This window comes from Streptomyces sp. NPDC006872 (genome assembly GCF_040635845.1).
Lineage (GTDB): Bacteria > Actinomycetota > Actinomycetes > Streptomycetales > Streptomycetaceae > Streptomyces.
Window position 1 is genome coordinate 344008 of the sequence record NZ_JBEYIL010000008.1, and the last position, 26858, is coordinate 370865.

Consider the following 26858-nt stretch of genomic DNA (forward strand, 5'->3'; position numbering starts at 1 on the left):
TTTCGCCGCCCCCTCAGCCTGGGCGCGCGCTGCCCGGGTACGCGCCGCCCGGGTGCGCCATCAAGGGCAGTCGAGTGCCGTGAGGTCCACCGCGTCGGCCATCGCCTGCATCCCCTTGTCGTTGGGGTGCAGATGGTCGCCGCCGTCGAAGAAGGGCAGGATCCGCTCGGGGTCGTAGGGGCTGCGCAGGATGCGGTCGAAGTCGGTGACGGCGTCGAACTCCCCGCCGGTGCGGATGAACGCGTTGACTTCCTGGCGTACGGACTCGGCGGCCGGGTCCCACTCCGACCAGCCCTTGAAGGGGGCCACGGTGGCGCCGACGACGCACTTGCCCGCCGCGTGCACCCGGCGGACGATCTCCCGGTAGCCGGCGATCAGGTCCTGGGCCGTCACTCCGGTGTGGGCCTTGATGTCGTTCACGCCCTCGAAGAGGAACACCGTGCGCACGCCCGGGTGGGACAGCACGTCCCGCTGGAGCCGGTTCAGCGCGCTCTGGCCGGCTCCGTCCGCGAGGACCTTGTTGCCGGAGATCCCCTCGTTCGCCACCCCCTTGATCGGGGATTTCGCCTGTTGCAGCCGACGGGCGAGGTAGTCGGGCCAGCGGCGGTCGAGGTCGGAGGTGGACTGCCAGCCGTCCGTGATGGAGTCGCCGAGCGCGACCACCGCGCCCGTCGACGCGTTCGCGCGCACGGAGACGGCGTCGAGGTAGAACCACGAGCCGATCGCCCCGGTCCACCGTTCGGCGCTCTCCTCGGCGCTGTGGTCGCCCTGGGCGATGTACGACGTCTGCATGGCCATCCCGTGGCCGCTCGCCGGGCCCGCCGCGTCCGGTGAGTGCAGGCTGACCGCCAGGTCGGTCGCGGCGGGCAGGCTGCCGGGCAGCGCGTCGCTCAGCGCCGTGCCGCCGGCGGGGATCGTGACGGAGTCCGCGCCGCCGAAGCTCAGCCGCCGGTTGCTGCCGGGCACCAGTGCCGCGCCCTGCTGCCGCACCCCCGCGTAGACGCTGTCGAAGGTCACCGGACGGTCGCCGAAGGCGTTGGTCAGCCGGATCCGCAGGTCGCTGCCGCCGACGCTGGTGCGCACGACGAGCCGGTAGCCGCGGTCGGCGACGCCCTCCCCCACCCGGTCGGCGGACGCGCCCCAGGTGATGACGTCGTGCCGGGGTTCGGCCGCATGGGCCGCCGGGACGGCCTGAAGCAGGGCGACGGCCGACAGGACGGCGACGAGCAGGCGCGCCCGGGAACGACGGGCCGGCGAGCGACGGGCCGTCATCGGGTGAAACCCTTCAGCGTGACGGACTCCCCCGGCCGCAGGTCCACGGTCCGGGAGGTCCCCGCGTACGTCACCGTCGTGGTCCGGCCGCCGACGCTGCGCAGCCGCAGCGAGGTGGGTGTGCCGTCGCGCCAGCGCAGGTCGGCGACGAAACCGCCACGGGCGGGCAGGCCGGTGACATGTCCGGCGGCGGCCCAGGCGGCGGGCAGGGCGGGCAGGAGTTCCAGGTGTCCGGGGCGGGAGTACAGGAGCATCTCGCTCATCGCGGCGGGCGTGCCGAAGTTGGCGTCGATCTGGAAGATGCCCCGGCCCTGTTCGACCTCGTAGACGTCGAACAGGTTGAAGGCGGTGCCGTTGCCGCCGCCCGTCGACGGGCGCAGGTTGGTCACAACGAGTTCGTAGGCGTTCTCCGCGTTCTTCAGGCGGGCCCAGCACAGGGCTCGCCAGGCGTTCGCCCAGCCGAAGCTGTTCATGCCGCGCGCGGTGAGGAGGGCGGTGGCGCCGTCGACGATCTCCTTCGGTGTGGATCCGTCGGGGCGGATCCGGTCGCCGGGGAAGAGGCCGACCAGTGGGGAGAGATGGCGGTGGGTGGTCTCGCCGAGGTTGTCCGGGGACATCCATTCCTGCAGCCAGCCGGTCCTGGGGCTCACCTCGGGCAGGTACAGCCGCTTGCGCAGGCCGGCGATGGTGTCGGCGTAGTCGGCGTCCTCCCCCAACTCCGCGGCGGCGGTGCCGTAGTGGCCGAACAGCTCCCACACCAGTTCCTGGGCGTAGGTGATGCCCTGGGCGTCGAGCGGGCCGTGTTCGGGCGACCAGTCGCTGTCGGCGACGAGGACCTCTCGTGCGGAGCCGGGGAGGGTCGTCGGCAGCAGCCGTGCCTCCCAGAACTCGCAGGCGCCCTTCAACAGCGGGTAGATCCTGGCCAGATGGGCGCGTGAGCGGGTGAACTCGTAGTGCTCCCAGAGGGTGTTGGCCAGCCAGGCGTTGCCTGCGGGGTGCCACCACCAGCCCATGCCGCCGTGCGGGTTGGTGGAGATCGCGACGGTCCAACCGGCGTTCTTGCCGGTGGAGTTGCGATAGCGGTTGCGGGGATCGTCGAACAGGGAGCGCGTGAGTGCGGTCCAGGAGGGCAGTTGGGCGAGGCAGTAGTCGGTGAGGGCGTCGAAGCACGGGGACAGGCCCGTGCGGTCGGCCATCCAGTAGTTCATCTGAAGGTTGATGTCGGTGTGGTAGTCGCCCATCCAGTCCGGGTCGTTGCCGTCGAGCCACAGTCCCTGGAGGTTGAGCGGGAGGCTTCCCCGGGATCCGGAGATCATCAGATAGCGGCCGAACTGAAGGTAGGAGGCTTCGAGTTCGGGGTCCGGCACCGTGTCGCGGGCGCGTGCCGCGAGGCGTTGCCAGGTGTCCAGGGAGCGCTGCTCGGCGGTCGACTCGCCGAGCGAGAGGTCGAGTCGGCCGTAGAGGGCTCGGTAGTCGGCGACATGGGTGCGCAGCAGCGTGCCGACGGGGTGGGCGGCGGCCGCGCGCACCTTCGTCCGGGACAGCTTCTGCGGGTCGAGCGACGGGTCGCGGTACTCCGCCTCGGCGTCGGGTGCGTAGTTGGTGCCGCCGCTGACGACCACCGTGAGGTCGGTGCAGCCCGTGAAGTCGATCCGGGTCCCGTTCACCCGGACCCGGCCGCCGCTGCCGTGCGCGGTGACGGCGGCGCCGTAGCGCAGGCCGTTCGGGAGGGACGCGCCGAACGACTCCGCTCCCGTTCCGGTCTCGCCGTGGGTGCCGTCCAGGGTCACCGATCCGGTGTAGCGGCCGCCGCCGCTCTGGGTGAAGTGCAGGACGATCACGTCGTCGGGGCGGCTGGCGAAGATCTGCCGCCGGTAGGTCACCCCGGAGCGGACGTACGTCGTCGTGAGCACGGCCTGCGCGAGGTCGAGGGTGCGACGGTAGCCGTTGACGCCGGACAGGTCGTGGTCGGGGATCTCCACGGTCAGCCGGGCGAGCAGGGTGAAGGATCCGAAGTCGGCGCGGCCGTAGGGGAACTGGCCGTCGGCGTCCAGTGTGTCGTTGAGGCCGCCGGTCCACATGGTGGCGTCGGTGACCAGCAGGAGCTCGCGGCCCGGATCGTTGCTCGCGAGGGCGCCGAGGCGGCCGTTGCCGACGGGCAGGCCCTGTTCGATCATGGAGTGGTCGTCGGCGGGGGCCTGCCACCACAGCTGGTGGCGCGGGTGGCTCTCCGACACCGTCGAGGCGGGCGGCCGTCGGGGCGCTGCGGTGGCGGTGAAGGTCGGGAGCGTGGCAAGGGCTCCGGTCGTCGCGGCGAGGGAGAGCAGGGTTCTTCTGCTGGGGCGGGGGTTCATGACGGCTCCAGAAGTCTGAGAAGGGGCCCCGCGGACGGCGCGGGGCCCCGGAGTGTTCAGGAGGACTTCGGTACGTCGATCCGGTCGATGTCCGGTGCGTAGCCCGAACCGCTGTCGAAGGTGATCGTGTTGACGCCGGCCTTGAGCGTCACGGGCACATGGACGACCGACACGGTCCCCCAGTCGCCGGTGGACGGGAACTTGTGCCGGGTGGCGCCGCCGCCGTTCGCCGAGACCTCCAGCGAGCGGGCGTCGCCGCTGACGTAGGCGACCTTGACCTGGTAGACACCGGTCTTGCCGACCACGACGTCGTTCACGGTGAGCTTGCCGCCGAGGTAGAGGTTGCCGACCTTCTTGCCGTCGGAGCAGGCCGAGCAGTCGGCGACGGAGGCGTTCCCGGCGAGGGTGTTCGCCGCGGCCTCGGCTTCATGGCCGGTGTACGTCAGCGTGGCGCCGCGCGGGGTGACGGTGAACAGGCGGGAGCCGTGGGCGGGCAGCGCCTGGGTGATCCCGTTCTTGTACGTGCCGAGGTTCTCGTGGTTCCACAGGTCGCGGACGGCCGCCTTGCCGGTGAAGCCGAGCGTCGCCCAGTCGGCGCTCACCGAGGCCGGCGCGTCGGCCAGGTTGAACAGGGCGACGGTGTAGGTGCCGTCGGGGTTCTTCGCGGCCCAGACCTGCTGGGGGTCGGACGGGGTGACCGGGTGCGCGGGCGGCGTGTCGCCCTGGTTGACGGCGATGACCTCACGGTTGGTGAGCAGGGACAGACCGTAGGAGTCCAGGCGGGTGAGGTCGTCACCGGTGTAGAGCGGGGACTTGGCGATGGCCCAGAGAGTGGCGTAGGTCTGCCGCTCGGCCTTGGTCAGGCCGTCCATCGCGCCGTTGCCGACGTCGAGCGAGTCGAGGTCGTTCCAGCCGCCGGGGCCGGCGTGCCGGGTCCAGGCCGGGGTGTCGTCGAAGCGGTCGTCGACGGAGTTCTCCCAGGAGACCAGGGTGTTGCAGTAGCACTCGACGTCGGTGTCGACGCGCCAGCCGTTGCTGTACTTCTTCCAGTCGGCGGCGTGTCCGATGTCGAGGGACCAGGACACCTCCAGATGGATCGGGCGGCCGGTGGCGGCGATCGCCTTCTGCCAGGCGGCCACGTCGGCGATGTTGTCGTAGTTGTCGCCGCTCTTGAACGAGCCGGGTCCGACGCCGTCGAGCTTGAGGAAGTCGTAGCCCCAGTCGGCGAACATCCGGGCCTGGGAGTCGATGTACTTCTGCGCGCAGGGGTCGGAGAAGTCGATCTTGTAGGCGCTGTCCCAGCCGTTGGTGGTGCGCAGGTCGGAGTGCACGATGTCGGCGGTGGTGCAGCCGTCGGCGTTCCAGATCGGGGCCTTGCCGTCGGCGTACGCCTCCTTCTCCAGGCCGACGGGCAGGTAGATGCCGGCCTTGAGGCCCTTGGCGTGCACGTGGTCGGCGACCGCCTTCATGCCCCGGGGGAAGCGCTGCGGGTCGGCCTGCTGGCGGGCGTACTGGTCGAACCCCGGCTTCCAGGCCTTGTCGCGCCACCAGCCGGCGTCGATGTTGACGTACTCGTAGCCGTACTTCTTCAGCTTCCCGGCGAGGGCGTCGGCCTGCTTCAGCACGTTCGCCTCGGTGAGGTAGCTGTAGTCGCCGTCGGGGTTCAGGCCCGGGTACTTGGAGGACTGCATGCTCCAGCTCGACCAGCCCATGTAGGGCTTCGCGGCGATCCCGGGCGCGGTGGGCGCGAGGGTCTCGGCATGGGCGGCGGGGGCGACGGTCGCGGTGCCGGCGGCGAGCGCCAGGACGACCACGGCCCGGACGGCTCTGACGGCGCTCAGGGCGCGTGCGGGCAGGACTGAGTGCGAGGGTGACCGCATGGGTCGTACCTCCTGGGGGTGGGGGTGACGGTGGGGTGCGGGTGCGGGTGCGGGATCGGTCAGTTCGGGTCGGTGATGAAGGACTGGATGGCGGTGGCCGCGGCGCCCCGCGCCCACTCCTCGAAGGGCAGCGGACGGGTCTGGACGTCGCACTGCGCGGCCGAGCCGAACGCGGCCGCCGCGAAGGCGCTGCGGATCTGCTCGGCGAACAGGTCGTGGGCGGCGAGGCCCTCGCCGGAGATGACCACCCGCTCCGGGCCGAGGAGGTTGGCCACGGTGGCGATGGCGCGGCCGATCGCCTCCCCCGCCCTCGCGTACGCCTCGCGCGCCTCGGGGTCGCCCCGGCGGGCGAGTTCGACGGCTTCGGCGGTGCCGGTGACCTCGACGCCGGTCCGCTCGCGGATCCGGGCGAGGATCGCCGGGTCCGCGGCCACGGCCTCGACGCAGCCGCGGTTGCCGCAGTGGCAGGGCGGCCCGTTCGGGTCGACGGTGACATGGCCGATCTCGCCGGCCACGCCGTGCGCCCCGGCGACCACCCGGCCGTGGACCACCAGGCCGCAGCCGATGCCCGCGCCCACGGTCACCACGGCGAAGTCCGACAGGCCCACGCCGGCGCCGAACCACTGCTCGGCCACGGTGAGGGCCCGTACGTCGTTGTCGACGGTGACCGGCAGGCCGGTGACGGTGGAGGCGAGTTCGGCGAGCGGGACCTCGCGCCACTCGAGGAACGGCGAGTAGCGCACCACGCCCTCCCCGCGGTCGACGTCACCGGATACTGCGATGCCGAGTCCCATGACGTGTACGCCGTAGCCGTCCGCCTCCGTCAGCAGTTCCCGCACGATCTCCGCGACCGAGGTCAGGACGGCTTTCGGAGCGCGGTCGGTGAGCGGCACACGCCGGGCCAGCAGGATCCGGCAGCGCAGGTCCGTGAGCACTCCGATGATCTCGTCGCCGGTGAGCTTGAGCCCGAGGAACAGGGCGCGGCCGCCGTCGACCCGCACCAGGTTCGCGGGCCGCCCGAGCGCCGGAGGCGCGTCCGGGTCCGCGTCCTCCACCAGGTATCCCGACTCGATCAGCGGCCGGACCGCCTTCGTGACGGCCGCCGCGGACAGCCCGGCCCGGCGGGCCAGTTCGAGCCGGGTGAGCGGCCCCTGGGACAGCGCGGTGGTGAAGATCTGCGAAGCGGCCGGCGTGCCGGCGGGGAACCTCTCGGCGGGGTGCGAACGGGAGAGCGAGGGCATGGCCGGGAACCTATGGCCCTTATTTTCTGCTGTCAATGAAAGAAGCAGGAATTACCTGAAGACCTGCTGTGAGACCTGACCACCTTTCAAAGCCCATCAAGCCACGGAGAGTTGTCGTGCAATCGAAGGCTCAGGGCGGCGGACCCGATAGGTCGTCTTCGTCGGGTCCGTGACCGGCTCGCCCAGGGTGATCCGTCCGGTCCGGTACAGCTCGTCGCACTCGGCGGTGGACAGCGCCACGTAGCAGCCTCCCCGGCCGCCGACGGCGTCCAACGGCCGCCAGTAGCCGTACACCCGCCGTCCACTGGCGTACTCGGTGACGAACACGGGTGTGCGCGAATCGGAGACGATGCGCAGAACGTCGAGTGCCTGTGGCGAAGTTGATCTCACCCGCGCATCCTTCAGCACGGCACTGACAACGGGCCTCAGAGCCCGCGGGCCCACTTCTCGACGACGGGCACACAGGCCTCGGCGAAGTGCTCGTAGTCCTCGGGGGTGTTGTAGACGTGGGCGGACAGCCGGAGGTAGCCGAGCCCGTCGAAGCTGGTGAACGCGGCCTCCACGCCCAGTTCGACGGTCGCCCGGTCGCGCAGGGCGTCGGCCGCGATCCGGCTGCCTCCCAGGCCGTCGGGCAGGCGGACCAGACGCATGCCGGGCACGGGCATCCCGACGTCGACGGGGTCCGCCGGGTTCCCGCTCCGGCCGAAGGCCTCCGCGACGACACGGGCGCCGTGCTCCGCCAGTTCGTCCATGTAGCGGCGGGCGGTGTCCCAGCCCCAGGTGTCGTCGATGAACTCCATGGCCGTGGGCGCGGCCAGACAGCCGGTGGCGTCGATCGTGCCCTGATGGTCGAAGCGGTCCGGGAAGGGTTCGGCCGCGCCCCAGGAGTCGATCAGCGGGTGCAGGTCCGCACGCAGCGGGCCGCGCGCGACGAGGGCCGCCGTGCCGCGCGGGGCACACCCCCACTTGTGGAGGTTGCCGACCCAGGCGTCGCAGACCAGGCCGTCCAGTGGCGCGGCGAGCAGACCGGGGGCGTGCGCGCCGTCGACGAGCAGGGCGACCCCGCGCCGGGCGGCTTCGGCGCCGACGCGTTCGACCGGCATCCGGCGTGCCGTGGCGGAGGTGATCTGGTCCAGGACGATGAGCGCGACGTCGTCGTCGACCTCCGCCAGCACCGCTTCGTACGCCTGCTCGGCGTCGGCCGCCAGCGGGACGCGGGCGGTGCGCACCCGCGTTCCCCAGCGGTCGGCCAGCCGCTGGGCGCTCATGGTGACGGCGCCGTAGCCGTGGTCGGTGACCACGATGTCCCCGCCGGGGCGGGCGGCCAGGGCGGCGTGGACGATGCCGACCCCGGCGCTGGCGTTCGGCACGAGGGCCAGGTCCCGGCCGTCGGTCCGCAGGTGGCCGGCGACGGCCGCGCGGGCCGCGGCCAGCCGCCCGGGCAGCGACGGGAACCACGCCACGGGGGCGCGTTCCATCTCGGCCCGCAGTGCGTTCTGCCGCTCCTGCGCGACCCGGGGGACCGCGCCGAACGAGCCGTGGTTGAGGTGCCGCATCCGGGGGTCGAGCGTCCAGGCCGACAGCGCGGGCCGGCCGTCGGGCAGCGTCAACGGCCGGGGCACGGTGCCGACTTCGCCTTCGTTCACGAATCTCCTCGGATCCGGGCGTGCTCAGCCGAAGAACCCCCGCGGCGCGGGCAGGCCGGGAGTGAAGGAGGACGGGGCGCTCATGACGCGGTCCAGGTCTCGCTTGATCCGCTCGGCCTCGCCGCGCACCTGGGCGGGGATGTCACCGCGTTCGGTGATGAGACGGTGGTAGATCGGGGTGTCGTCGAAGACGGGGGTCACCGAGGAGGCTCTGCTTTCGTGGACGGTCGGGCTGGCCGACACGGCAGGACTTGCTTCGGACACGGCCGACGATCCGACGGGACGAATCGGCGCTTCCGCGACGTCGCCTGACGATTCGACAGCTCAACCGTCGGCGACGGCACCATCGTATTGTCCCTGATGCGGCATGGTGCGGGTGACCAGGGGGCTCAGGGGAGCGCGAGGGAGGCCGGCGCGGACCGTGCCGGGCCCTACCACGGCAGGGGGCCGTCCGCCGCGCAGGCCTCGCCGGCGAGTCCCTCGCGGACCGGTTCAGGGCACAGCAGTTGGGCGACGATCGCGCCGGTGGCGCGGTGCCAGTCGCCGCCGCGCCGGAGCATCGCGTGATCGCCCCGGCGGACGAGGACGAGGCCGGCCTGCGCCGCGGTCCCCCGCGCCCGTCGGACGTAGTCCGCGGAGTCCCCGGGATCGGTGACCCGGTCACGGTCTCCGTGCAGGACGACGATCCGCGTCCCGCCGAGGTGGGCCACGGGTTCGTCGGGCGGGCACCACGGGGCGAGCGCGAGCACTCCGTGCACGGCGGGGTCGGCCGCCGCCCGCAGTGCGGCTCGGCCGCCCATGGAGTGCCCGACCAGGGTCACGGGCACCTCGCCCGCCAGCCCTCGCAGCTCGTCGAGCGCCCGTGCGGTGTCGTGCACCGGGTCGGCGGTCGCGTTCCAGCCGCGATAGCGGTACCGCACCTCGGCGACGAGCACGTCCTGACGGTCCGTCGCGGCGACGGCCGCCCGCAGGACGGGACGCATGCGCAGCGCGGGCGCATGCCAGGCCCGCGACGGCTGCCGACCGTGTTCGCGGCCGCCGTGCAGGACCACGACCGCGGCGCCCGGCGGCCCCACCGGTGTGTGCCGCACCACCAGCGCGGTTCCGGCCGCCTCGACGGCTCCTCCTTCGCGCAACTCCCCCGCCGCCTCTCTCACCTGGCCGTGTTCGTGTAGCGGCGGACGATGGGCTCCAGGTAGTCCACGTGTGGACCCGCCAGTCCGGCCAGCTCGGCCGGGCAGCTCACCAGGGTAATGCGGTCCAGTTCCGGGGCGCGCCCCGCGGTCCGTTCGGCGGCCGTCATGGCCTCGAAGGCCTCGCGCAGCTCCTTCGCCGGACGCGGTGGGGCGAGATGGGCGAGGCCGATGCTCCGGTGCGCGCCGCGGGTGACCGCCCACAGCGCCAGCTGCCGAGCCGGGAGGTCGACGCCGGTCTCCTCGACCAGCTCCCGCGCGGCATGGGCGCGCAAGGCCTCCTCGTCGAGTTCCGCGCCGTCCTGCGGAGGCTCGACCGAGCCGCCCGGCAGCTGCCATCGTCCCGGGGTGGACGTCGACGACGACATCCGCGCAATCAGCATCCTGCCGTCGTCCGTGGGCTGCACGACGTACACGAACAGCGACGGCAGCCAGGCCCGGTTGCCCGGCACCCGGCGCAGCGCGTAGTGCCGGTAGGTCACCCGCGTCCAGGACAGAACGAGACGATGCGGCCCTTCCCAGGCCACCCCCGCGCACGCTGCCACGGGGCCGTCGAACAGGTCGGGGTTGGCCTCGACCGCCCGCTGCCAGGCATGGTCCCGGGCCGCCTCGTCCGCGGGCGACAGACGCGGCGGCGCGGCCTCCACCAGCCGAAGCCGGGGAACGTCGAAGACATCGACACCGGCGGAGCTCTGGGCTTTCGGGGCCTTCGTCACCGGGCCATCGTAGGAGCCGGACGCAGGGGGCCGACGAGGCCGCCGGTCGGCGAGTCGCGCGGGGCGGTGGGCGTGGTCGGCCGGACGGCGGGGCCGGTCGCCGTGGCCGGCGCCGTCGTAGGCGAGGAGCACGGCCTCGCCGCCGATCCGGCGGGCGGCGTCGACCCGTAGCCGGTGCGGGCGGGTCGGACACGTCCGTCGACCGGCTCTGGCAGCCGGTCACGTCGTTCCGAGGGAACGGTATGTGACGTTGCGTCACCGTTGTCGGCGTCGGTGACCGGGCGCTCGCGTCAGGGCCGCCCGACTGCGTGATCACCCGACCCGCGCGACACTGAAGTTGCGGACGATCCTCGGGGCGCGCACGGAGAGGAGCCCTGATGCCCAAGCGGCCGTCGCTCGCCGAATCCGTCGGGGCGGGGCAGCGTGGTGCTCGGGTCACGGTCGCCGCCGCGGCGGGGTTCTATCCGGCGGCGTACGTGCTCGATCAGCCGGTGACCGCGGTCTACGCCCTGTTCACGCCCATCGCGTTCGGTGTCCTCTCGCCCGTGCCCGGATCCGGGCGCCGGCGCGCCGCGACGGTGCTCAATGCCCTGCCGGCCGCCGCCGTCCTCACCGCCCTGGGCACTGCCCTCGCCGTGGGGACCTGGCCGGCCGTGGCGGGGATGCTGCTCGTCGGGTTCGGGCTGCGGTTCGGCGCGGTGTGCGGGCCGCGGCTGTCCGGCACCGTGCCCGGGCTGCTGCTGTTCTACATCCTGGCGTGCTTCCCGCCCTTCGCCCCCGAGACGCTGCCCGAGCGGTTGACCGGGGTCGCGATCGGCGGGGCGGCGCTCGTCCTGTGCGAGCTGGCGGTGGCCGCGGACCTCCCGGATCCGGCGTACCGCGACCGGCTCGCCGACACGCTGGATCTCGCGGCCCGGGCGGCCGGGTCCCTGATGCGCGCCGGGGTCCCCGAGCCCGGTCCGGCCGAACGGCTGAGGGCGGCGGGCCGGGGCCTGCGGTTCTCGCAGCAGCCTCCCGGTGCACGTCCGACCGGCGCAGGGAGGAGGGACCGGGCGCTGGCCGAGGCGGGTTCCGCGACCCGGCGTCTCGTGGACCAGCTGGCCGCCCTGACCGCGCTGCCCGCCGCGCCGTCGGACCTGGCCTCGCAGACCCTCCTGCGCGGCACGGCGGCGGCATGCGCCGAAGCGGCCGGCGCGCTGCGCCGGGCCCGCCCCGGGGCAGGGCCTGGGCTGCTCGAGGAGATGATCGCCGAGTTCCTGGCCGCGCGCGACGCGCCGACGTCACAGACGGCGACAGGGACGGTGGCGGAGACAGTGGCGGGGACGGGGCGTGTGGATCGTCCGCACGAGGTGCTGCTGCGGCAGTCGACGGTGCTGACCGTCGCGGTGTCGGCGGTGATCGTGCGCACGGCGGTCACGCTGGCGTTCGGCGGCCGTCAGCCGGTGCACGGTCTGCCCGAAGAGCAGTTCTGGTACGCCCGGACCCCGACGGTCCGTCTCTTCGGCATCCGCCTCGCCGGTAACCTCACGCGGCGCTCGGTCGTCTTCCAGAACGCGCTGCGCACCGCGCTCGGTCTCGCGCTGGCCCGTCTGGTGGCGGGCTCGCTGGACCTCTCGCACGGTTTCTGGGTGCTGCTGACCGTGCTGACCCTGGGGCGCACCACGGCGCTCGCCACGTGGTCCGCCGTCCGCGCGGCCGTCGTGGGCACCCTCGCCGGCGCGCTGGCCGCCGGCCTGCTCCTCATCGGGGCGGGCGACGCCACCGAGGTCTACGCGGCCCTGCTCGTCCCGATGATGCTGCTCGCGTTCACCGTGGGGCCCCTGGAGGGACCCGCCTGGGCTCAGGGGCTGTTCACCCTGGTCGTGTCCGTGGCGTTCGCCCAGATCGAGCCCGTGACCTGGCGGCTCGCGGAGCTGCGGGTCGTCGATGTGCTGACCGGGAGCGCGGTCGGGCTGCTGTGCGGTGTGCTGGCCTGGCCCTTCGGGGCCCGCGCCGAGACGCGGCGCAGCATGGCGGCGCTGCTCCGGGACTCCGCGCCCCTGATCCGGGCCACCACCAGGGCCGTGACCGGTGACGCACCCACCGGAGGCGGCGGCCCCGCGGATCGGGCCCTGCGGCTGGCCCGGCACCGGCTGCGCATGGCGGAGGGCTCGTACGCGCAGTACCGCACCGAGCCCGCTCCGTCCGCCCCCGGGACCGAATCCGACTATCTCGCCGTGCTGAACTTCGGCGCCCGCGTCCAGCTGGGCGCCCACTGGCTGCCCCGGACTGCTCATGCGCACGAGTTGCCCGCCGCCGCCCGTACGTGGCTCCGGGACGTCGGCGAGGCGGTGGAGGCGGCCGCCGTCCGGGCGGCGGACTTCCCCCCGGACGGCCTGCGGGTCCGGCTGACGCCGCCGCCGTCCCTCACGTCCCGGGCGCCGCCGCCGGTCCTGTCGCTCCTGAGCGACATCGAGGTGTGGCTCGACGCGCTCACGGCGGACCTGCGGGCCGGCACCGGCCACCGGACAGGCCCGCCCGCGGCGCGCTCCGGTCAGTGACCGGCGAGCAGCTCGAGGGTGTCGATCACCCGGTTCGAGAAGCCCCACTCGTTGTCGTACCAGGCGACGACCTTGATGTGGCGGCCTTCGACGCGGGTGAGGGCCGAGTCGAAGATCGACGAGGCCGGGTTGCCGGTGATGTCGGAGGACACGAGCGGGTCCTCCGAGTACTCGAGGACGCCCGCGAGCGGGCCCTCGGCGGCGGTGCGGTACGCGGCGAGCACGTCCTCACGGGTCACGTCGCGGGCGACGGTGGTGTTCAGCTCGACGATCGAGCCCACCGGGACGGGCACCCGGATCGAGTCGCCGGACAGCTTGCCCTCGAGGTTCGGCAGCACGAGGCCGATCGCCTTGGCGGCGCCCGTCGTGGTCGGCACGATGTTGACGCCGGCGGCGCGGGCGCGGCGCGGGTCGCGGTGCGGACCGTCCTGGAGGTTCTGCTCCTGCGTGTAGGCGTGCACGGTCGTCATGAACCCGTGCTCGATGCCGGCGAGGTCGTCGAGGACGGCGGCCAGCGGCGCGAGCGCGTTCGTGGTGCACGAGGCGTTCGAGACGATCGTGTGCAGCTCGGCGTCGTAGGCGTCGGTGTTGACCCCGTAGGCGAGCGTGACGTCGGCGCCGTCCGAGGGCGCGCTGACGAGTACCTTCTTCGCGCCCGCGTCGAGGTGGGCGCGGGCCGCCTTGGCGGAGGTGAACCGGCCGGTCGCCTCCAGCACGATGTCGACGCCGAGCTCGGCCCACGGCAGCTGCGCCGGCTCGCGCTCGGCGAGCACCTTGATGCGACGGCCGTCGACGACGAGGGTGTCGCCGTCCTCGACACTGACCGGGCGGCCCAGCCGGCCGGACGTGGAGTCGAAGGCGAGCAGCTGCGCGAGGGCGGTGGGCTCGGTGAGGTCGTTGACGGCGACGATCTCGAGGTCGCTGTCGCGTTCGAGGAGTGCGCGCAGCACGTTGCGTCCGATGCGGCCGAATCCGTTGACGGCGATGCGAGTCATGAATGGTGTCCCTTCGGTTCGCCACCAGCCTCGCGCGCGGCCCGCTCGCGTGGCCAGGGCGTGAGCGCCATGGTTCGCAAGGATCTCGCCAGCCCCGTGGGCGTCCCGGCTACTCGCCCTGGGTGAAGGTGCGCCGGTACTCGCTCGGCGTGGTGCCGAGGATCTGCTGGAAGTGCATCCGCAGGTTCGCCCCGGTGCCGAGCCCGACGTCGCCCGCGATCTGCTCGACGCCGCGTTCGGAACGTTCGAGCAGCTCACGGGCCGCGTCGAGGCGGGCGCGCATGACCCACTGCATCGGCGTGTATCCGGTGTCCTCGACGAAGCGGCGCGAGAACGTGCGCTCGGAGACCGCCGCGTGCCGGGCGAGCGCCTCCAGGGTGAGGGGTTCGCCGAGCCGGTGCAGGGCCCACTCCCGGGTGGCGGCGAACCTTTCGCCGAGCGGCTCCGGCACGCTGCGGGGCACGTACTGCGCCTGACCGCCGCTGCGGTAGGGGGCCGCGACCAGACGGCGGGCCGCGTGGTTGGAGGCGGCCACGCCGAGGTCGCGGCGCAGGATGTGCAGGCACAGGTCGATGCCGGAGGCGGCGCCGGCCGACGTCAGCACGCTGCCCTCGTCGACGAACAGGACGTTCTCGTCGACCTGGACGAGCGGGTGTTTCGCCGCCAGCGCCCGGGTGTAGTGCCAGTGGGTCGTGGCGCGTCTGCCGTCGAGCAGTCCGGTGGCGGCGAGCGCGAAGGCCCCGGTCGAGATGGCGGCGAGCCGGGCGCCGCGGGCATGGGCGGCGAGCAGGGCGTCGACGACCACCTGCGGCGGGTCCTCACGGTCGGGGAAGCGGTAGCCGGGGATGAAGACGACCTCGGCCCACTCGAGCGCCTCGGGGCCGTGGGCGACGTGGTACGACAGACCGTCGCCGCCGGTCACCAGGCCGGGCGCGGCCCCGCACACCCGCACCTCGTACGGCATGCTCGCGCGGGTCGTGAAGACCTGCGCGGGGATGCCGACATCGAGCGGCTTCGCTCCTTCGAGCACGAGGACGGCGACACGTCGGAGGCGGGAGGACGACACCCGCAACAGGGTACGGGGGTGCGGAGCCCGGCTTCGTCAGGCCCTGAACAGCAGCGCCGTCCCGGCGCGGAAACCCGGCCCAGCATTGGCATAGACCTGACACCAGGGACGGGCTAGGCTCTGCCGCGCCATACCTGAGAGCGCTCTCACGGATCCGCTGTTCCACCCCCACCTCCTGGAACGACGAAGGGCAACTCCCATGAGACGCACACGCCTCAAGCACGTCTGCCTGGCCGCGCTGCTGACGCTCGCCGCACTCGGCGGCACGAACACGCTCCCCGCGGCGGCGGCCGGATCGACCGCCGAGACCGCCCCCGCCGCCGTCCCCGCCTCCCCGGGGCTGCTCCAAGCCATGCGGCAGGAGTTCGGGCTCACCGAGGACCAGGCGGTCGCCCGTCTCGAGGCCGAACAGGCCGCCACCGCGCTCGAACCGAAGGCGCGCCGCACGGCCGGGGCCGCGTACGCGGGGTCCTGGTTCGACGCCGCCGAGAACCGGCTGACCGTGGCCGTCACCTCGCAGGCGTCGCAGGCCACGCGCGCGGCGCTCCGCGCCGACGACGCCGATGTCCGGATCGTCGAGCACAGCGCACGGGCGCTGGACGCGGCGAAGGCGCGCATCGACCGGCTCTCCGCGCCCTCCGCCGTGGGGAGTTGGCACGTCGACCCGGTGGCGAACACCGTCGTGGTCACCGTCGTCCGCGACCGACGCTCGGACAACGATGTCCAGCGGTTCCTGGCGCAGGCCCGCGCCGCCGGTCCCGTCACCGTCGAGACGGTCGCCGCCGCCCCGCGCACCTTCGCGGCGGGCACGGTCGGCGGCGATCCCTACTACACGGGCAACGTCCGCTGCTCCATCGGCTTCTCGGTGCACGGCGGGTTCGTGACCGCCGGTCACTGCGGTCAGGCGGGCGCGGGTGTGCGGGGCTGGGACGGCTCGTACATCGGCAACTTCCAGGGCTCCTCGTTCCCCGACAACGACTACGCCTGGGTCAACGTGGGCAGCGGCTGGTGGACGGTGCCGGTCGTGCTCGGCTGGGGGACGATCCCCGACCGGCTGGTGCGCGGCTCGGCCGAGGCGCCCGTCGGCTCGTCCGTCTGCCGGTCCGGGTCGACCACGCACTGGCACTGCGGCACGGTCCTCGCGAAGAACGAGACCGTCAACTACAGCCAGGGCGCGGTGCACCAGATGACGAAGACGAGCGTCTGCGCCGAAGGCGGCGACTCCGGCGGCTCGTTCATCAGCGGCGACCAGGCACAGGGCGTCACCTCCGGCGGCTGGGGCAACTGCACCGGCGGCGGCGAGACATGGTTCCAGCCGGTGAACGAGATCCTCAACCGCTACGGACTCACTCTGCACACCTACTGACCGAAGCCCCCCGGGCCTCCCTGGGCCCCGCACCACACCCGTCTCCCCGCACGTGGGGGTGGCCGTCTGTCAGGGACGGCCACCCCCGCCGGGGGAGTCGTTCCTCGCGGTCGACGACCTGCAGGCATACGCGAGTTGAACACTTCGCGCGACGCCCGCCGGCCCGTTCGACGCTCCTTACGCTGACGCGCGTGCGAGATCTTCGGCAGGCGGGCGACGACCGTCACAGCAGTGCCCGTGAGCGGTCCCCGCTGGCGACGCGTGCGCCCTGGGCGGCAGGTCCCAGCAGTGGGCCGAACCCCCTGCTGGGGCTTCAGCAGAGCGCGGGCAACGCGGCGACCGTCGCGGCGCTGAACGGGGCGGGGCCTTCCACCGCCCGCCGTCGGAAGGCACCGATGCTGGACGCCGTCGAGGAGGTGGCGGACGACGCCCTGGAACTCCCGCCGTATCTGCGGTCCATGGAGGCGGGAGGGCTGTCGACGGCCTACGCGCTCACCGGCCATGAGTTCGTCACGGCCACCCTGGCCGAGCAGATCGGCCGCCGCGACGACGTCGTCGCCGAGATCGGGGCGGAACTGGCCGGGCGGCCCGAGTCGTTCTACGGGCGCGGCCGGGCCTTCGCGGTCACTGGGCCGCGGGGCACGGACCGCTACGACGTCACGGTGACCCTCTCCCCCGCCGCCGACGACCAGCCCCCCGTGTTCTCCGCCGCGGGCCCCGACGCCGAGGGCGCCGCGACCAAGGTGGACGTGCAGCACAACTCCTCGACCGCCGTCGCGCACAGTGTGGGCTCGTCCGCGTCGAAGGGCGTGTCGTTCACCGCGTTCGGGCTGGCCCCGGTGGCGCCGGCCGTCTGGGCGGGGGCGGCGGCCACCGTCAACGCCCAGCCCTTCCAGTCGTCCCGGGACTCGCGCGCCCAGCGCAGTACGGCGGAGCCGCGCGTCCTGCGCAGCGACAAGGGGTCCGTCGAGGTACCGCGCAGGGTGCGCTACGGCGTGCGCGTCAAGAAGGACGGCGCACGCTCCGCCCAGCGGTTCAGCGGGACCGGTTCGCTCACCATGCGGGTGCCGGTGGAGCATCTGGTGCCGATCGCCGCCGACGCCCCGCCGGCGCCGGTTGCGGTGTCGGCCGAGACCGCCCGGGCGGTGTCGCTGGCCGACTCCATGGCGCCGCTCGCCGTCGCGGACGGCGCCGCTCCCCATCAGGGCGGCGGCGGGCTGTTCGACGCGGTCGCCGCCGCCCTGCACCCGTCCCTCACCTGGCCCGGAGCCCCCGGCCGGGCCCGGCTGTACGAGGCCACCGCCACCGCGACGGTCCTGGAGGACCTGCCCCGGCTGCTGCGCGACGGGGTGGTGGGCGAGGATCTCACCAGCCGGGACGGCAGCACCACGGGCACCTACCGGATGCGGGCCGCGGTCACCGAGCTGGCCCCCGGCTGGGCCACCGGCAAGACGCAGTTGCGCACGCACCAGCAGACCCAGAACGGGGTGACGGACACCGCGGGCAAGGGCCGCGGCGGCGCCTTCGGCGTCGGCCCGGCCCTGGGGGTCGGCGTCCTCGGCAACGCGGCGGCCGTCCGCGGCACCGTCATGCCGGTGGTCGGCGCGCGCCAGGCGCGGTTCACCATGGCCGAGCAGACGGTGTCCAGTCGGCAGGGCGCGGAGGTGCGCGGCGACAAGGTGCTCTATCTGGGCACGGTCCTGTTCACCGTCGAGGGCAGCGGCCCGACCTCGCCCCTGACCCGGGCGCGGGGCGGCGGCCGTACGGCGCAGCACTCGATGCGGGTCTGGATCACCCTGCGGGCCGACGAGGCGCAGGAGCTGGGGCTGCCGTTGCCGGAGGGCGTCACGGCCGGGGCGTTCGTCGAGAAGCCGCTGCGCCCCCTGACGGAGGCCGAGCGCGAGGAGAAGGAGAAGCAGGAGAAGCGGGACGCGAAGGGCAAGGGGAGGGCCAGGGCCGCCGATCAGGACGAGCTGGAGAGCGGCGAGCGGGCCGAGGGGAGCACGGCCGCCGGGGATGCGCCGCCCGAGCACGTCGTCCGGCATCTGCCGTTCGGGGCCATGGGGTCCAGCGTGGCGATCAGTCGGCTGGACACCGCGCCGATGATGCGGGCCGTGCAGCAGTTGTTCGCCACCGACGCACGGCTCGTCGGGTATCTGCCCGCCTTCGGCGACGAGGACCGGCCGCACGAGCCGAGCGCGGAGGACGCCGAGGTCCAGCGGCGCAACTACCGCGAGCTGGTCGCCGCCCTGTCCGAGACCAACCTGCGGGTCAACAAGGACCAGTTGCTGTCCACCGGCATCCGGGTGCGGATGCGCCGCAAGTCCCGCTTCCACACACACGATGTACAGGTGAAGGTCACCGGCTCACTGCGGGAGACCGGCTACCTCGGTGACACCGGCGACTGGCTCGTGCGCAGCCATGCCGGTGTCACCAGCAACGTCCAGAGCGGGCGGGCCAGTTCACGGACCGTCAGCGGGATGGCGCTCGGTCAGTTCCGGCTGATCCCCGGCGCCCTGACCGCGTCGGTGCGGGCCGAGAAGGGCCGTACGACGACCCGGCGCGGGCAGGCCGGGCCGACCCTGCGCACCGACGTCCTCACCAACGGCTCCGAGACCGCGAGCGTGTTCGGCGGGGCGTTGAGCCTCGGCGTCGGCGTCACCATGACGAGCCGGGAGCGCAAGGTCACCCGTTCCCTCACGCCGGGTTCGATGGGCCGGGACGTGCCCACGCCCGAGGACATCGCGACGCTCCCGTTCGACGCCCAGGACGTGCGGTTGCTCACTCCCACGGCGTTCACCATGGACGCCGCCGCGAAGCAGCGGCTGGACACCGCAACCACCTCGCGCAAGGCACAACACCTCGACGCGCGCGCCCGGTTCGGGGCGGCGGGCATCGGCGACCTGGCCGGTCTGGCCCCCGAGGCGCTGGGCGGCGGGGGCGTGCGCGACTGGACGCTGGTGGAGACCGTCGGCGACGGGCAGCCGGTGCGGGATCTGGCGTTCGATCTGCTGTCGCGGGCCGCCGCCCGCAACCAGGTGGAGGCCGGGCAGCGGCCGCGCAGGGACCGGGCGCTGGAGACGGAGGGGCTCGCGCCGCGGCTCGCGGTGGAGGAGCGGTTCAGTCCGCAGGCCGTGACGGCGGCGCTGCGGCAGGCGGTCTCCGCGGGCTGGGTGGTGCAGAACCTGCGGTACGCGCGTCGGCTCGCCGAGCTGAACGGGGCGGTGGGCACCCGGTTCGCGCTGACCGCTCCGAGGGTCGTGCACCAGGGCACCGGTGCGGGCACCGAGACCTTCGTCCTGGGCGGGCACCAGGCGACCGGCCAGGAGGGCAAGAGCAACAGCACCACCGTGCAGGGCGGTCTGACGGGCGCGGAGAACGGCACCGAGTGGCGGATCGCCGAGGGCGTCTCGGCCGGCCGCACGCTCGGCAGCGGCGACACCACGGCGTCCACGCTCGTCGGCACGGTCGAGCGCAACGCGCACACCTCGCGCAAGAACCCGCTCTACCTGGTCCAGTGCGACCTGGTGGTCCGGATGGTCGCCGAGGTCGCCGTGACGGGCGGCGGCCCGTACGTGGCACGCGGCGGCCGTACGGTCCCGGCCGCCGTCTCCGTGTGGCTGACGGCGCCCCAGCTACGGGCGGCCGGGCTGCCGGTGCCCGGCGAGGAGCAGCGCAAGGACGCGGCCTCCGGCTCGGGCGCCGAGGCGGCCAAGGGCGACGGCGGGACCGCGCGGACCACGAGGACACGCGCGGCCGAAGGGGAGGTCGCGGAGAGCTCCGGCAACGCCCCGACGGACGCGCCGCCGGCCCCCGGCCTGGCCCAGAGCCTCCCGCTGGGCTTCGGCATGATCGAGGAGCTGCCCGACTTCGTGCCCCTGCTGGCGGGGATCCGCGGCAGGCTCGGCGACCCGCTCGCGGACGAGCTGTTGCCGCGCACGCATCTGAAGGACCGCAACGACAACGTGCAGCGGCTGCTGCGGGTGCTCGACCGGGACGGCTCCGCGGGTCTGCTGTCGAGCGCGATGGACGGCGGTGTGGGCGTCGAGCTGTTCGACGGGCGCAAGCGGCCGTACCGGGCGGTGTTCAGCATCCGCAGGACCGGGCGGGGCACCTACCTCGACACGGCCTCCGACGGCCGGGACATGGAGTACATCACCTCCGCAGCGGCGCAGCGGGCCGGCGCCCACGACGAGAGCGACACACGGGGCGTCGAGGCCGTCGTCGCCGGTTCCGGGAAGCCCGACGGCGGCGCCGGGCAGCTGAAGAGCGCGGGCGCGGCCGCGGGTCTCGGCGTGTCGTCGAGCGACTCGCGCCGCTCCGTGAGCGTCGGGCGGGCCCAGTCGGGCGTGAAGACCGTCGCGGAGGCGTCGGCCGCGCCGTCGGCCCGGATGAACGTGCCGATCGAGGCGCGGCTGGAGGTCTTCGCGGGCAACCGCCGGATCGCGCTCGACCGGCGGGACGGCCTCAGCCTGACCCACCGCGTCCTGGCCGCGGACCTGCGCGCTCTGTCGCGGCTCGCGCCCGTGCCGCCCCAGCAGGTCGGCGCGCATGCCGTCGCCGTGACGGAGGCCGACGCCGACCGGCTCGGCCCGTGGCGCGACACCGGGGTGCGGCTGCCCATGGAGGCCCAGGTCAACGGGTTCCGGGGGACGCCCAGGGTGCGGCAGGCCGTGGACGACGCGGTGCAGCGGGCGGGCGGGAACGCGCGGTTCCGCACGAGCGGTGAGGCGGCCTTCCATCTGCTGCGCGAGGCCGTCTCCACGGAGTGGCTGATCGCGGCGCTGCCGCTGCTGACCGCGGCGGGCGTCGACCTCCCGCCGGTGCACGCGACCGGCGCGACCGGCCAGGACCTGCACACCTCGCTGCACGCCCGGCTGCGCGGCGGCCGGGTGCTGGACGTGGGCGACAAGATGACCTTCGAGACCGTCGCACAGAGCGGGCTGGACGCGCCCCGCCCGACCGGCGGCGACGGGCAGCAGGCCAACGAGCACGGCAAGTCGGCGCGCGGACTGTTCGGCGCGGGCACGCTCAACGCCGACGAGTTCCGGATGAACCAGCTCCTCGGCGTCATGGACGGCAGCGGCAGCGCCACCGACACGGCCGCGAACGCCGCCGGCTCGATGCCGCTGCACAAGCCCAAGTTCGAGTCGGTGCTGGTGCAGTTCACGCTCGACGTGCGGGTGGTGGCGCAGGTGGCCGACCGCGTGTCGGGGCGGGGATCGACGGCCGTGCAGGACGTCACCCTGCCGGAGCCCGTCGTCATCCGCATGCCCGCCCCCGTGGTGCGCCGTCTGCTGGCCGACGCGGCGAACCCGGGACGCCTGCGGGACCCGGACGGCCGGCTGACAGCGGGTGCCTGACGGAACGACACCCGTGGGTCAGCCGGAGGGTGTCCGCAGACGGTGGCCGAAGTCAGGTTCGCCTACCCAATCGGTCTGCCCGAGTGGGCCCCTCGGGTCACAGCTTGGTGCCGAAGTTCTGGGTCCACCACGGGCCGCCGGACCCGTCGTGGATCCCCACGCCGATGTTCTTGAAGTCGCAGTTGAGGATGTTGGCGCGGTGGCCCTCGCTGTTCATCCAGGAGGTCATCACCGACTCGGCCGTCTGCTGCCCCTTGGCGATGTTCTCGCCGTACGTGGACCAGCGGTAGCCGGCGGCCGTGATGCGCTGGCCGGGGTCGGCGCCGTCGGGGTTGGTGTGGTCGAAGAAGTCACGGGCGGCCATGTCGTCGGAGTGCCCCTGGGCCGCCTTGCGCAGCAGGGCGTCTCCCGTGAGGGCGCCACAGCCCGCCGTCGCCCGCTCCTTGTTGACCAGGGCGATCACCTGACTCTCGAGGTCGGACGAACCCGACTGCGCGAACGATGTCTTCGAGGCGGACGGCTTCGGCGCGGAGGTCTTCGCCGGCGCCGACGCGGAAACGGTCCTGCTCTTGCCGGCGCTCGGCGAGGGGCTCGCACTCGGCGACTTCGACGCCGACGCGGACGCCGTCGGGGAAGGCGAGGGCGAGAGCGAGCTCTCCCGGCCGGCGTCCGGTGTGGGGCTGTCGGAGACGGTCTCGTCGCTCGCGGGCTGCACGGCGGCGCTGTCCCCGGTCCCGCCCTCGGGCTGCATGCCGAAGTAGTAGAAGCCGCCGCCGGCCACACAGGCCGCCACGACCGCGCCGCCGACCGCGCGGCGGCGGGTGCGGCGCCTGCGACGGGCCGCGGTACGGGAGGCGGTCCGTTCGCCCGCGGAGCCGCGCCGCCCCGACCGCACGGACACCCCGAGGTCCCCGTCCCCGGCGACCGGGGACTCCGCGGCGGCCAGGGCGACGGTGTCGGCGGCCGAGCGCGTGTTCGCCAGGAGCGCGGAGGACGCCGAGACCAGGGCCAGACCGGCCAGGAGGCCTTCCGCGGGCACCAGTCCGCTCCACAGGCCCGAGCAGCGGGCGCAACCGCGCGCGTGCCGGGCTATGCGCTTGCGCCACAGCGCCGAGGGCCGGCCGTCCCAGCCCGCAAAAGCGCCGCGCAGTTCCTGGCACGGCGGCTGCGCGTCCAGTGCCCGCACGACCACGCGGGCCGCCTCCAGTTGCGCCTTCATCCGCTGCACGCGTACCGCGGTGTGCTCCGGGGACAGCGTCAGGGCGGCGGCGATCTCGGCCCGGGTGAGTTCGCCGGCGCACTCCAGCCACCACAGGGACAGCAGCCCCCGGTCGTCGGGCTCCAGCCAGCGGGTGGCGCGCGCGGTCTCCTGCCGCTGGCCGGACAGTTGGAGCTGCACGATGGTCAGGTCCACGAAGTCGGCGCCCGGATCGGCCACCGCGTCGGCCTCCTCCACCGCGCCCTGGGCGGGCTGTCGGCGGTTCCAGTGCGCGCGGACCTGGTTCATGGCGATGGCCACCAGCCAGGAGCGGAAGCTCTCGGGCTCCCGGAGCGAGCCCAGCGAGTCGAGGGCGCGCAGCATGGTGTCCTGGACGACGTCGTCCACGTCCACCGAGCCGTTCAGCGCCCGGCCCACGATGTTGTAGACCAGCGGAAGGTACGCGCTGACGAGCGCGTCCTGTGCCGCGTGGTCGCCCGCTCGGGCGGCGGTCACCAGCGCCGCCGCCTCCACCGTGTGCCGTTCAGTCATTGCTGCTTCCCTGTCCTCGACGCCGAACGATGCTGTCCGTCACTTCGGGGATCTCCGCGGGAGCACCGGATAACAGTTCTTCGGAAAGTTGTGCGAGGAGAGGTTCGCGGCTCCTGTGGCGTCTGTGCAATGGAGAAGGTCACATCCCGCCCGGGACGCCCCGTTTTCCGCAGGAACGTGCCGTCGCGCCGACGCCACCCTCTTGAATGCTCTATTCAGCATCCCTAGCCTCTTCTGGTGACTTCATTCACCCAAGCGTTCTCCCGCCGCCCCGAACCTCCGCGCAGACCCCGGCACTTGTACCGGGCCCTGCTCCTGGCCCTCGGTCTGACGCTGCCCTCGCTGCCGTCGGCCGCCGCCGCATCGGTCGAGCCGGCCGCCGCAGCCGTTCCCCAGGTGTGGCCGACGCCCCGGCACATCGAGGCCGACGGCCGTCGACTCACCGTCCCCGACCGGGTGGTCGAGGTCGTCGGACCGGACACCGACCCCGCCGCCCGCCGGGTCGTCGAGGCCGCGCTGCGGGCCGCCGGGGCCGACCGGATCGTGACCGTCCCCTCCGGCGCACGCCCGCCCGCGGCCGGGCTCACCGTCTTCGTCGGCGGCCCGGGCGAAAACCCGGCCACCGCACGGGCGTTGAAGGAACTGGGCGTCGAGTCGCCCGCCGGGCTGCCGTCCGAGGGATACGTCCTCGCCTCCGGCCGGTCCGCCGGACGCGCCCTGCTCGCCCTCTCCGGCGTCGACGCCACCGGCACCTTCTACGCCGCCCAGACCCTCCGCCAATTCCTCACCGGCCCACGCCTGCCCGAGGTCACGGTCCGCGACTGGCCCACGGCCCGGCTGCGCGGGGTCGTCGAGGGCTTCTACGGCACGCCCTGGACACACGCCGAGCGGCTCGGCCAACTCGACTTCTACGGCCGCACCAAGCAGAACGTGTACGTCTACTCCCCCAAGGACGACGCCTACCTGCGCGAGCGGTGGCGCGACGAGTACCCCACCGCCGAGCTGGGCCGGTTGCGCGAACTCGTCGACCGGGCGGCCGCGAACCACGTCCGCTTCACCTACGCGCTCTCCCCCGGCCTGTCGGTCTGCTACTCCTCGGACGCCGACGTCGCCGCGCTGGTCCGCAAGTTCGCCTCGCTGTACGACATCGGCGTGCGCTCCTTCGCGATCCCGCTGGACGACATCAGCTACACCAAGTGGAACTGCCCCGCCGACGAGGAGAGGTTCGGCAGCGGGGGCGGGGCGGCCGGAGCCGCGCAGGCCGAGCTGCTCAACCGGGTGTGGCGCGACTTCTCGGCCGGCCGCACCGGTCTCCAGCCGCTGGAAATGGTCCCCACCGAGTACTCCGACCTCGCCGACACCCCCTACAAGAAGGCGCTCCGCGAGCAGTTGGACCCCGACGTCGTCGTCGAATGGACGGGCGTCGGCGTGATCGCGCCCACCGTCACCGCCGCGCAGCTGCGGCAGGCCCGCACGGTCTACGGGCATCCGATCCTGCTCTGGGACAACTACCCGGTCAACGACTACGTCACCAGCCGTCTGCTGCTCGGCCCGTACACCGGCAGGGAGGCGGACGTGGCACGGGAGGCCGTCGGCGTCACCGCCAACCCGATGGTCCAGGGCGAGGCGAGCAGGCTGGCGCTGTTCACCTCGGCGGCCTACCTGTGGAATCCGGACGGCTACGACCCGCGGGCAGCCTTCCTCGCCTCGGTCGACGACCTCGCCGGAACGGCGAAGACCGCGAAATGGCTGCGGATCTTCGCCGAGAACAACTACTCCTCCCTCCTGGACGCCACCGAGTCCCCGACGCTGACCGGGCTCATCGCCGCCTTCCGCACGGCGTACGAACAAGGCCGCGGCCTCGACCGGGCGGCGGCCGCGCTGCGGTCCTACTTCACCGACATGGCCGCCACGCCCGCGCAGTTGCGCGCCCGTCTCGGCAACCCCGGCTTCCTGAGCGAGACCTCGGCCTGGCTGGACAAGCTGGGCTCCTACGGAACGGCCGGGCTGACGGCCGTGGATCTGCTCCTCGCGGACAAGCGGGGCGACGCCGAGGCCGTGTCGACGTACTGGAACCGGCTGCGCAGCGAGCGCAAGACGCTGGACGCGATACCGCAACAGGTGTCGCCGGGCGTGATGGACCAGTTCCTCTACACGGCGATGATCCAGAACGCCCCCGACCCCGGCGTGGACCCGTCCTTCTCCCCCGGCTCGCTGTCCGTGAAGCCCGGCGCGAGCGCGACGGTCACCCTCACTCTCGCCGACCACCGGTCCACCGCCGCCCGGTCCGTCGAGTGGAGGCTCACCGTGCCCGCCGGCGTCACGGCGTCCCCGGCCGGCGGCACGGTCACCGTCCCGGCGGGCGGCAGCGCCTCCGCCACCGTCACGTTCACGGCCGCCTCGGACGCCTCGGCCGGCGTCCGCTCCGTCGTGGTCTCGGGCGGCTCGGGGGTGCTCACCCGGGCGCTGCCCGTCCGGGTGACCGACGGCGCGGGAAGCCCACGGGCGCTGACCGCCGATTTCAGCGGCGCGTCGGTCAGTTCGATCGACCTCGCCGCCGGCACGAGCACCCAGATCAAGGTGGGCGCCAACCCGGGCGAGGTCGTCGTGAGCGCCGACGGGCGCACCGCGTACGCGGCGAACCAGGGGTCGAACACGGTCAGTGTGATCGACGTGCCGAGCGGGACGGTCACCGGCACGGTCGCGGTGGGCCGGGTCCCCGCCGGCCTCGCCCTCACCCCTGACGGCGGCACACTGTGGGTGGCGAACTACACGGACGGCGCCGTACAGCCCGTCGACACCGGCACGCTGACGGCGGGTGCGCCCGTCGCCGTCGGCTCGGGTCCGGAGAACATGGCGATCACGCCCGACGGGGACACCCTGTACGTGGCGAACATCCACGACGCCACGGTCACCCCGGTCGACCTCGCGACCCGCACGGCCGGGGCGGCGATCCCCGTGGGTCCGTCCCCGTTCAACGTGGTCGCGTCGCCCGACGGGAGCACCGTGTACGTGTCGAACTCCGGCGGTTCGACGGTGACCCCGATCGACACGGCCACCAACGACACCCATCCGACGTTCCTCGTCGCCGGCCAGGCCTACGGCCTCGCGCTCTCCCCGGACGGCCGGACCCTGTGGGTCAGCCCCAGCACGGGGGACACCGTCACCCCGGTCGACACCGTGACCGGCGCCCCGGGGACACCGGTCACGGTGGGCCGGTCGGCCTTCGACGTGGCCCCGGACTGGAACGGCGCCACGGTCTACGTCACCACGGCGGACGGCAACAGGCTGGTACCGGTCGACACGGCGTCCGGCACCGCCGGGACCCCGCTGCCGACCGGGGCCTATCCGCTCGCCGTCGCGCTGACCCCGGTACCTGTGGAGTGACGGGTTGGGTACACGCCCCTGAGGGGCGCGGGGAACTGCGCGACCAGCCCCCACCGGCCCGCAGGTCGATCACAGTGCCGACCAGCGGA

The 26858-nt window shown here is 73.5% G+C and carries 16 protein-coding genes; 4 read left to right on the forward strand and 12 right to left on the reverse strand.

Annotated elements, in window-relative coordinates; genetic code table 11:
• Positions 1 to 60 precede the first annotated feature (60 nt).
• The 9 genes from ABZ725_RS25190 to ABZ725_RS25230 all read right to left on the reverse strand — a co-directional run bounded on the left by ABZ725_RS25190 (position 61) and on the right by ABZ725_RS25230 (position 10302).
• Entirely contained in the window at positions 61 to 1272 is a 1212-nt protein-coding gene (locus ABZ725_RS25190) for an SGNH/GDSL hydrolase family protein (RefSeq protein WP_358804833.1), read from the reverse strand.
• Entirely contained in the window at positions 1269 to 3626 is a 2358-nt protein-coding gene (locus ABZ725_RS25195) for a glycoside hydrolase N-terminal domain-containing protein (protein ID WP_358804834.1), read from the reverse strand. The genes ABZ725_RS25190 and ABZ725_RS25195 overlap by 4 nt, the downstream gene beginning before the upstream one ends.
• A 56-nt stretch (positions 3627 to 3682) precedes the next feature.
• Complete coding sequence (locus tag ABZ725_RS25200) at positions 3683 to 5506, reverse strand: carbohydrate-binding protein (protein WP_358804835.1); 1824 nt, start codon at positions 5504 to 5506, stop codon at positions 3683 to 3685.
• A 59-nt stretch (positions 5507 to 5565) separates the two neighbouring features.
• Positions 5566 to 6747, reverse strand: coding sequence for an ROK family transcriptional regulator (locus ABZ725_RS25205; protein ID WP_358804836.1), 1182 nt, complete (start codon positions 6745 to 6747; stop codon positions 5566 to 5568).
• A 96-nt stretch (positions 6748 to 6843) separates the two neighbouring features.
• A complete protein-coding gene (locus tag ABZ725_RS25210; RefSeq protein WP_358804837.1) occupies positions 6844 to 7155 on the reverse strand; it encodes a hypothetical protein in 312 nt (103 codons plus the stop codon).
• Positions 7156 to 7172: 17 nt separating this feature from the next.
• Positions 7173 to 8393 (reverse strand): aminotransferase class V-fold PLP-dependent enzyme, encoded by a 1221-nt coding sequence (locus ABZ725_RS25215; RefSeq protein ID WP_358804838.1) that lies wholly within the window; start codon positions 8391 to 8393, stop codon positions 7173 to 7175.
• Between the two features lie 24 nt (positions 8394 to 8417).
• Positions 8418 to 8636: a hypothetical protein gene (locus tag ABZ725_RS25220; protein ID WP_351907356.1), complete on the reverse strand. Its 219-nt coding sequence runs from the start codon at positions 8634 to 8636 to the stop codon at positions 8418 to 8420.
• A gap of 188 nt (positions 8637 to 8824) precedes the next feature.
• Positions 8825 to 9490, reverse strand: a complete 666-nt coding sequence (locus ABZ725_RS25225) for an alpha/beta fold hydrolase (RefSeq protein WP_358804967.1) — start codon at positions 9488 to 9490, stop codon at positions 8825 to 8827.
• A gap of 56 nt (positions 9491 to 9546) precedes the next feature.
• A complete protein-coding gene (locus ABZ725_RS25230; RefSeq protein ID WP_358804839.1) occupies positions 9547 to 10302 on the reverse strand; it encodes an NUDIX domain-containing protein in 756 nt (251 codons plus the stop codon).
• Positions 10303 to 10679: 377 nt separating this feature from the next.
• On the opposite strand from ABZ725_RS25230, the gene ABZ725_RS25235 reads away from it, so the two are divergent.
• A complete protein-coding gene (locus ABZ725_RS25235) occupies positions 10680 to 12842 on the forward strand; it encodes an FUSC family protein (protein WP_358804840.1) in 2163 nt (720 codons plus the stop codon).
• On the opposite strand, the gene gap is transcribed toward ABZ725_RS25235, so the two are convergent.
• Both gap and ABZ725_RS25245 read right to left on the reverse strand, forming a co-directional pair.
• Complete coding sequence (gap, locus tag ABZ725_RS25240; protein WP_358804841.1) at positions 12836 to 13837, reverse strand: type I glyceraldehyde-3-phosphate dehydrogenase; 1002 nt, start codon at positions 13835 to 13837, stop codon at positions 12836 to 12838. The genes ABZ725_RS25235 and gap overlap by 7 nt on opposite strands.
• A 109-nt stretch (positions 13838 to 13946) precedes the next feature.
• Positions 13947 to 14903 (reverse strand): helix-turn-helix domain-containing protein, encoded by a 957-nt coding sequence (locus ABZ725_RS25245; RefSeq protein WP_351907348.1) that lies wholly within the window; start codon positions 14901 to 14903, stop codon positions 13947 to 13949.
• Positions 14904 to 15102: 199 nt separating this feature from the next.
• On the opposite strand from ABZ725_RS25245, the gene ABZ725_RS25250 reads away from it, so the two are divergent.
• Both ABZ725_RS25250 and ABZ725_RS25255 read left to right on the forward strand, forming a co-directional pair.
• Positions 15103 to 16269, forward strand: a complete 1167-nt coding sequence (locus tag ABZ725_RS25250; protein ID WP_358804842.1) for an alpha-lytic protease prodomain-containing protein — start codon at positions 15103 to 15105, stop codon at positions 16267 to 16269.
• 191 nt (positions 16270 to 16460) lie between these two features.
• Complete coding sequence (locus ABZ725_RS25255) at positions 16461 to 21632, forward strand: hypothetical protein (RefSeq protein ID WP_358804843.1); 5172 nt, start codon at positions 16461 to 16463, stop codon at positions 21630 to 21632.
• A gap of 97 nt (positions 21633 to 21729) precedes the next feature.
• Here ABZ725_RS25255 and ABZ725_RS25260 read toward each other — a convergent pair whose 3' ends face one another.
• Complete coding sequence (locus ABZ725_RS25260) at positions 21730 to 23382, reverse strand: sigma-70 family RNA polymerase sigma factor (RefSeq protein ID WP_358804844.1); 1653 nt, start codon at positions 23380 to 23382, stop codon at positions 21730 to 21732.
• Between the two features lie 297 nt (positions 23383 to 23679).
• Here ABZ725_RS25260 and ABZ725_RS25265 point away from each other — a divergent pair, with 297 nt between their 5' ends.
• Complete coding sequence (locus ABZ725_RS25265) at positions 23680 to 26769, forward strand: beta-N-acetylglucosaminidase domain-containing protein (protein ID WP_358804968.1); 3090 nt, start codon at positions 23680 to 23682, stop codon at positions 26767 to 26769.
• Positions 26770 to 26858: the final 89 nt, after the last annotated feature.